The sequence below is a fragment of the Dietzia sp. E1 genome, assembly GCF_014145015.1.
In the GTDB taxonomy this organism is placed as follows: Bacteria; Actinomycetota; Actinomycetes; order Mycobacteriales; family Mycobacteriaceae; genus Dietzia; species Dietzia cinnamea_A.
Map to the genome: position 1 here is coordinate 1 of NZ_JAALDU010000166.1, position 6,882 is coordinate 6,882.

The window sequence follows — 6,882 nt, forward strand, 5'->3', positions numbered from 1 at the left end:
ACACTCTCCCGCGACACCGGCTCCGTCGCGCACGTCGACGAGCGGCTGGGCGCCGAGGCTCGCGAGTTCCTCGCCCGCCCCCACCGCCTGCTCATCGGCGGACAGTGGGTCGACGCCGCCGACGGCCGCACCTTCGCCACCCACGACCCGGCGACCGGGAACGAGATCACGCGGGTCGCCCACGGTGGGCCCGAGGACGTGGACCGCGCCGTGGCCGCCGCCCGCCGCACATTCGACGACGGCGCCTGGGCCACCATGAAGCCGCGCGAACGCGAGCAGATCCTCTGGCGCATCGGCGACCTGCTGGACGCCAAGGCCGAACTGTTCGGGCAGATCGAGGCCCTCGACAACGGCAAGTCCGTCGCGATCGCCACCGCGGTCGACGTGGCGTGGGCCGCCGACGTCTTCCGCTACTACGCCGGCTGGGCCACCAAGATCGAGGGCTCCACGGTCAACGTGTCCATGCCGTTCGCGGGCGACAAGCAGTTCCACGCCTACACCCAGCGGGTGCCCGTGGGCGTGTGCGGGCAGATCATCCCGTGGAACTTCCCGCTGCTCATGGCCGCGTGGAAGCTCGGCCCCGCCCTGGCCACCGGGAACACCCTCGTGCTCAAGCCCGCGGAGCAGACCCCGCTCACCGCGCTGCTGCTCGGCGAGATCTGCCAGGAGGCCGGCGTGCCCGACGGCGTGGTCAACATCATCACCGGCTTCGGTGACGCCGGCGCCGCGATCTCCGCCCACGACGACGTGGACAAGGTCGCCTTCACCGGCTCCACCGAGGTCGGCAAGCTCATCGTGGACGCCGCCAAGGGCAACCTCAAGAAGGTGTCGCTGGAGCTGGGCGGCAAGAGCGCCAACATCGTCTTTGCCGACTGCGATTGGGACGCCGCGGTCGCCGGGTCCGTCGCCGCGTGGATGTTCAACCACGGCCAGGCGTGCACCGCCGGCACCCGCCTGTACGTCGAGGACTCGATCTACGAGGAGTTCACCCAGGCCGTCGCCGACGCCGCCTCGCAGGCCACCATCGGCCACGGGCTCGACCCGGACACGGTGCTCGGGCCGGTGGTGGACCAGGACCAGTTCGACAAGGTCTCCTACTACCTGCGCGCCGGTATCGAGGATGGCGGTCGCGCCCTCACCGGCGGTGCCCGCCACGGCGACACCGGCTTCTTCATCCAGCCGACGGTGTTCGTGGACGTCAAGCCCGAGGACCGCGTGGTGCGCGAGGAGATCTTCGGCCCCGTCGTCTCGGCCCTGCGGTTCTCCGACGTCGACGACGCGGTGCGCCAGGCCAACGACTCGATGTACGGCCTCGCCGCCGGCATCTGGACCAAGGACCTGTCCAAGGCGCACCACGTCGCCAGCCGACTCCAGGCCGGGTCCGTGTGGGTCAACCAGTACAACGGCTTCGACACCGCCATGCCGTTCGGCGGGTTCAAGCAGTCCGGCTGGGGCCGCGAGCTCGGCGCCGGCGCCCTGGACCTGTACACGCAGACCCGCTCGGTCAACATCCAGCTGTAGGCCCGGCCGACCCGACGCCGTCGGCCCACCCGGACCGGGACCCGGCGTCCCCGTGACCACTTCCGGGGACGCCGGAGTCCCCCCCTGTCTCCCGTTCTTCCCTTCCCCCTTCTTCCCTTCCCCTTCCACTCCTCCCACGCCCGCCCGCCGAAAGGACCACCGCCGTGAAGACCAAGGCCGCCGTACTGTTCGACACCAACCAGCCGTTCGAGATCATCGAGCTCGACCTGGACGACCCGGGCCCCGGCGAGGTGCTCATCAAGTACACGGCCGCCGGCCTGTGCCACTCCGACCTGCACCTGTCCGACGGCTCGCTGCCGCCCCGCTTCCCGATCGTGGGCGGGCACGAGGGCGCCGGGGTGATCGAGGCCGTCGGCGAGGGCGTCACCAAGGTCAAGCCCGGCGACCACGTGGTGTGCTCGTTCATCCCCAACTGCGGCGTCTGCCGCTACTGTTCGACCGGCCGGCAGAGCCTCTGCGACATGGGCGCCACGATCCTCGACGGCCACATGCCCGACGGCACGTTCCGCTTCCACTCGGGAGGCAAGGACTTCGGCGCCATGTGCATGCTCGGCACCTTCTCCGAGCGCTCGGTCATCTCGCAGCACTCGGTGGTCAAGGTCGACGACTGGCTACCGCTGGACAAGGCCGTGCTCGTGGGCTGCGGCGTGCCGTCGGGCTGGGGCACCTCGGTCTACGCCGGCGGCGTCCGTCAGGGCGACACCGTGGTCATCTACGGCATCGGTGGCCTGGGCATCAACGCGGTCCAGGGCGCCGTCCACTCCGGTGCCCGCCACGTCGTCGTGGTCGACCCGGTGCAGTTCAAGCGCGACGAGGCGCTGAAGTTCGGCGCGACCCACGCGTTCGCCAGCGCGGCCGAGGCGCACGCCGAGGTCGAGAAGCTCACCTGGGGCCAGATGGCCGATCAGGCGCTGATCCTCGTGGGCACGCTCGAGGAGGAGGTCGTCTCCAGCGCCTTCGACGTGATCGGCAAGGGCGGCACCGTGGTGATCACCGGCATGGGGAGCATGACCGACAAGACGGTGCAGGTCAACGGCACGATGATGGCCCTGTTCGGCAAGACCATCAAGGGCACGCTCTTCGGTTCGGCCAACCCGCAGTACGACATCGTCAAGCTCCTGCGGCTGTACGACGAGGGCAAGCTCAAGCTCGACGAGCTCATCACCACCACGTACACGCTCGACCAGGTGAACCAGGGTTACCAGGATCTGCAGGACGGGAAGATCATGCGCGGCGTGATCATCCACGACTCCTGATCCGGCCGTAGCCCCCACAAACCGGAGCCGGTCGGGCCGGGCGGGACGGCGCCCCCGCCCTCCCCATCCGACCGACTCCTCCCCCGACGCGCGTCGCCTCACCCCCTGGGCGGCGCGCGTCGGTGCGTCAGCCGGCAGCCGCTCCCGCGGATGGCGTCTTGCTCCCGCCGCTGCCCGCCCAGCCCGCAGCCGCCCCTCACCATGGCGCCTCGCCCACCCTTCGGTGCGCGCGAGACGCCATCCCGGCGTGCGGCTGTGTTTTGCCCGCGCATCGTGGCACGCGAGACGCCATCCCGGCGTGCGGCTGTGGCCTGGCGACTGTGGTCCCGTCGCATCGTGGCGCGCGAGACGCCATCCCGGCGAGCGGCTGCGTCAGGGCGTGGCTGCGTCAGGGCGTGGCTGCGTCAGGGCGTGGGCGCGCCGCCGGTCACCGAGAGCGTGTTGCCGGTCGTGTACGACGACTCCTCGGAGGCCAGGTACACGTACGCGCCGGCCATCTCGACCGGCTGCCCCGGCCGACCGAGCGGGTTCTTCTGCCCGAAGTACGGCAGCTTCTCCGGCTTCTGCCCGCCCGTCACCTGCAGCGCGGTCCAGAACGGGCCCGGCGCGACGGCGTTCACGCGGATCCCCCGCGGCGCGAGCTGCTGCGCCAGCGCCTTGGACATCGTGTTGACCGCGGCCCGCGAGGTCGCGTAGTCCACCAGGCCCGGCGACGGCGTGTAGGCCTGCACCGACGAGGTGAAGATGACGCTCGCACCCGGCTGCAGATGCCCGAGTGCCTCCTGCATCATCCAAAACGGCGCCGAGATGTTGACGTTCATGGTCTCCGCCCACTGCTCGGAGGTCAGGTCCTCGAGGCTCTCGACGTAGGTCTGCCGGGCGGCGTTGAGCACCAGCACGTCGATCCCTCCGAGCCCGGCCACGGCGTCGCGGACGATCCCCCGCGCGACCTCTTCGTCGCCGACGTCTCCGGGCAGCAGGACGCAGGTGCGGCCGGCCTCGCGGACCAGCCGGGCGACATCCTCGGCGTCGGACTGCTCGGAGGGCAGGTAGCCGATCGCCACGTCGGCCCCCTCGCGGGCGTACGCGATCGCCACCGCGCGACCGATGCCCGAGTCGCCACCGGTGATGAGCGCGCGGCGACCCGTGAGCCTGCCGTGTCCGACGTAGGACGTCTCACCGTGATCGGCGGGCGGCTCCAGCTCGGAGGCGAGCCCCGGCACCGGCTGCGACTGCATCGGGATGTCGACCTCGTACTTGGTGGTGGGGTCGATGAGCGGCTGGGCGTTCGGGTCAGTGGTCACGGGAGGCCTCCTCGGAAGTCGGAATCTCGACCGTACGCTCGCCCACCCCGGCGGAAGCTGAACCGACACTTCTCCGCGCGTGCGCCCTGTCCAGCCACGCCAACTCCTCTTCGATTATCGAGGTCCGCATGAGAAAGCGCGCTATCCCGCCCGGCGCCCGCGACTTGATGCCCGGCTTTCGCGAGATGTACACCTTCATGATCTCCTGCTTGAGAATCCAGGACACGAAGAACATCACAATTGCGCCCACGAAGAACACATTCGTGAGCACCAGAACCGCAGGGCCCGTCTCCCGACCAACAAGAGGGCTCACGATGTAAACGGTCGACAGCAACATCGTGTAGAACGCCGAGAAGGTCCCGAGTATGGTGAGAAATCGTACAGCCTGAGCCGCGCGATACCGGGCAACCGCCTCCGCGCTGAGCGATTCCAACTCCGCTTCCAGATGAGCGCGTCCGCTGACCCGCTCGAGCGCGGCCGACAGCCTGTCGATCTTCTGGGAGAACCGCTCTCGACCCACGGAGGCTGTGATTAAGGCCCCCACCAGAGCGGGAATCGCCACAAGAAGAGACTCGGGAATGCTCGTCATGCGGCGACGCTAACTTGGCGCTACGACATCGCTATCGTCCCCTGACAGGCAATGGCAATGTCGGACGGTCGGCAGCAACGGGGGCGCCATCCTGAAAGACTGGGCGACATGCACAGCCGCCGTTCAGCACTCCTCCCGTCCGCCGCTCGTCACGTCGCCTCGGCAGTGGCGTCGGTGCTCGTGGCGGCGGGACTCGTCGTCGTCCAGGGCGCCGCCACCACCGCACCGGCCGCGCACGCCGCGCCCACCTGGGGCGCGTGCCCCGACACCGTGTCCACTCCCGGCGCGGTCTGCACGACGGTGACCGTCCCGCAGGACTACTCGCGGCCGGATGGCGAGACCATCGACGTCACGGTGTCCAAGCTCCCGGCCCGCGACCCGGGCGCCCGGCGCGGGGTGCTGTTCGGCAACGCGGGAGGACCGGGCGGGGACTCCCTGACCTACTTCGACGACAACGAACTCTTCACCTGGCCCGATGCCCTGCGCGATGAGTGGGATCTGATCGGCGTGCAGCCCCGGGGACTCGCCCACGCCGGGCCCCTGCAGTGCGCTCCGCTGAACCCGGCGGACGTCCTGATGTTGGCGACCAACGTCGGCGGAGCGCACCGGGCGGCGTGCGAATCGGTCAGCGGCGACGACTGGCGACACCTGACCACCGAGAACACCGCCCGCGACTGGGAGCAGGTGCGACTGGCGCTCGGCGAGGAGCGGATCTCGATCCACGGCCTGTCCTACGGCACCCTGCTCGGATCCACCTATGCGACGCTGTTCCCCCAGCACACGGACAAGGTCGTGCTGGACTCGGGCGCTCACCCGGACTGGATGTGGAACCAGGTCCTGCTCGAGCAGAACGAACCGCACAAGCGGCGGGTTCACGACATGTTCGACTGGATCGCGGCCAACGACGCCACGTACGGCCTGGGCGACACCCCGCTCAAGGTGTATCAGCGCTGGACGGAGCGGGTGCTCGCCGAGGCCGGCACCACCCCGACACTGGCTCCACCGCCCGCGCGCGTGGGCGATGTGCCGGCGGAGTGGCAGGCCCTGGCGCAGGCGTGGATCGACGGTACGACGCTAACCGGCCCGGCGCGGGCGCAGCTGGAGGGCCTCGCGCGGCAGCTGCTCAACCCCGGCGCGATGCAGTCGCAGTCGATCACGCTCGCCGCGACCCGGAGCCTCGCGCCACAGTCGCAGGGCTGGCCGATACTGGCGGCGGCCCTGCGCGACGGCACGCCCTTGGGCATGGTCGATCCGGAGATGCCGGCCGTCCCCGCGGAGGCGCTGATCGCGGTGAACATGCAGTCGGCGATCCTCTGCAACGAGAACCGCGTGGCCCCGCGACCACTGGACTACCCGGCCTTCCTGTGGACCCAGTTCGTCACCGGCGACATCTTCGACGCCACCGGCCTGATGTTCAGCTCGGGCGCGGCGTGCGCGGGAGCTCCCGCCGTCACCACGCCCGTCGAGGTGAGCGGTGACGCGCTCGAGGTGCCGCCGCTGCTGATCAACTCGGTGGCGGACCCCCAGACCCCGCTGCACGGCGCCCGCGCGCTGGGGGACCGGATGGGCGCACACATGATCACCGTCGACGGCGGCGATCACGGGCAGGTCGCCAAGGGCAACGACGTCGTCGACGACGCCGTGGTCGAGTACCTGCGCACCGGGCACACCGAGACCACCTCGGCGCCCGCGCCGCCGGCACCCGTCGCGCGGTGACAGCCCGCCGTGCCCGCCCGCGGTGGCGGGGCGACCGTTGCGAGGCGGCCGGGCCGCGCGGTCGACAGGCCTCGACCGGATGCGAGACGGCGCCGGATCACCCAGACTGCGGAGACGACCGGATTCCATCGATTCGAAGGAGCACGCATGCCCCGTTACCGCGTAGTGGACCCCGACCAGAACGTGATCGAGGAGAAGGAGTTCGCTGACGACACCAAGGCGTACGACTGGTTCAAGACGGTCGAGGTGCCCGACGACGCGCTCGGGTACGCCATGGAGGTCGACATGGACGGCAAGTGGACCCGGTTCGAGATCAACGACGGCGGCACCAACACCTCCCCCGCCGCCGACGAGGGCACCGGTACCCCCTGATCGTTCACGACACGATCTGACGCGGCCGGCCGCACCCCGCTCCACCGCGGGTCGGTCGGCTCTCGCGTGTCCGGGGCCGGGGCCCGCGCCTCCGGGGCCGGGC

Annotated in this window: 6 protein-coding genes; 4 read left to right on the top strand and 2 right to left on the bottom strand. The window is 70.3% G+C overall.

The genetic code is table 11. The features are described 5' to 3' along the window. Positions 1-45 precede the first annotated feature (45 nt). Together G6030_RS06855 and G6030_RS06860 are read left to right on the top strand one after the other, a co-directional pair. Positions 46-1,521: an aldehyde dehydrogenase family protein gene (locus tag G6030_RS06855; RefSeq protein ID WP_182642626.1), complete on the top strand. Its 1,476-nt coding sequence runs from the start codon at positions 46-48 to the stop codon at positions 1,519-1,521. A 164-nt stretch (positions 1,522-1,685) separates the two neighbouring features. Next, a complete protein-coding gene (locus G6030_RS06860; RefSeq protein ID WP_182642625.1) occupies positions 1,686-2,798 on the top strand; it encodes an NDMA-dependent alcohol dehydrogenase in 1,113 nt (370 codons plus the stop codon). Between the two features lie 404 nt (positions 2,799-3,202). Here the strand turns inward: G6030_RS06860 and G6030_RS06865 are convergent, their stop codons facing one another. Both G6030_RS06865 and G6030_RS06870 read right to left on the bottom strand, forming a co-directional pair. Next, positions 3,203-4,102, bottom strand: coding sequence for an SDR family oxidoreductase (locus G6030_RS06865; RefSeq protein WP_069389416.1), 900 nt, complete (start codon positions 4,100-4,102; stop codon positions 3,203-3,205). Beyond that, the gene (locus G6030_RS06870) at positions 4,092-4,691 is read right to left on the bottom strand and encodes a hypothetical protein (RefSeq protein WP_069389415.1); all 600 of its coding nucleotides are present in this window, start codon (positions 4,689-4,691) and stop codon (positions 4,092-4,094) included. Before G6030_RS06870 ends, G6030_RS06865 begins: the two co-directional genes overlap by 11 nt. Before the next feature lie 108 nt (positions 4,692-4,799). Between G6030_RS06870 and G6030_RS06875 the strand changes: the two genes are divergently transcribed. Then, entirely contained in the window at positions 4,800-6,407 is a 1,608-nt protein-coding gene (locus tag G6030_RS06875; RefSeq protein ID WP_187701599.1) for an alpha/beta hydrolase, read from the top strand. A 147-nt stretch (positions 6,408-6,554) separates the two neighbouring features. Further along, positions 6,555-6,779: a hypothetical protein gene (locus G6030_RS06880; protein WP_007627087.1), complete on the top strand. Its 225-nt coding sequence runs from the start codon at positions 6,555-6,557 to the stop codon at positions 6,777-6,779. Positions 6,780-6,882: the final 103 nt, after the last annotated feature.

Coding starts and splice junctions, on each gene's coding strand:
- G6030_RS06880 (WP_007627087.1), top strand. CDS start 6,555: ATGCCCCGTTACCGCGTAGTGGACCCCGACCAGAACGTGATCGAGGAG.
- G6030_RS06875 (WP_187701599.1), top strand. CDS start 4,800: ATGCACAGCCGCCGTTCAGCACTCCTCCCGTCCGCCGCTCGTCACGTC.
- G6030_RS06870 (WP_069389415.1), bottom strand. CDS start 4,691: ATGACGAGCATTCCCGAGTCTCTTCTTGTGGCGATTCCCGCTCTGGTG.